The organism is Bradyrhizobium pachyrhizi, assembly GCF_001189245.1.
In the GTDB taxonomy this organism is placed as follows: domain Bacteria; phylum Pseudomonadota; class Alphaproteobacteria; order Rhizobiales; family Xanthobacteraceae; genus Bradyrhizobium; species Bradyrhizobium pachyrhizi.
In genome coordinates this window covers 85044-85716 of sequence record NZ_LFIQ01000089.1, presented here as the reverse complement: position 1 = coordinate 85716, position 673 = coordinate 85044, and the positions used below count along the sequence as shown (strand labels likewise).

At 65.5% G+C, this 673-nt stretch carries 1 protein-coding gene; it reads left to right on the top strand.

What is annotated here, in order from left to right:
• Window positions 1-79: 79 nt before the first annotated feature.
• Window positions 80-673 (top strand): NAD(P)H-dependent flavin oxidoreductase (locus AKL29_RS21750; protein WP_244482262.1); only part of this gene is annotated, 594 nt, incomplete at its 3' end.

Sequence of the window (673 nt, the reverse complement as noted above, 5' to 3'; positions counted from 1 at the left end):
GACCATGTGCATCGGCGGCGGCATGGGCGCCGCCGGCCTGTTCGAAATCGTCCACTGATCGGAAAAGCGGGAGAAATTTGTGAAGACAGCAATCACTGATCTGTTCGGTATTCAGCATCCGATCATCCAGGGCGGCATGCACTATGTCGGCTTCGCCGAGATGGCGGCGGCGGTGTCCAACGCCGGTGGTCTCGGCATCATCACCGGTCTGACCCAGCGGACACCGGAGCTGCTGGCCAAGGAGATCGCGCGCTGTCGCGACATGACCGACAAGCCGATCGGCGTGAACCTCACCTTCCTGCCGACCTTCACCGCGCCGCCCTATCCGGAATATATCGCCGCGATCCGCGAGGGCGGCGTCAAGGCGGTGGAGACCGCGGGCCGCAGTCCGGAGCAGTACATGCCGGCGCTGAAGGCGGCCGGCATCAAGGTGATCCACAAATGCACCTCGGTGCGCCATTCGCTGAAGGCGGAGAAGATCGGCTGCGACGCGGTCAGCGTCGACGGCTTCGAGTGCGGCGGCCATCCCGGCGAAGACGATATCCCGAACATGATCCTGCTGCCGCGTGCGGCGGACGAGCTGACGATCCCGTTCGTCGCCTCGGGCGGCATGGCGGATGCGCGCAGCCTGGTTGCCGCGCTGTCGATGGGCGCCGCCGGTATGAACATGGGG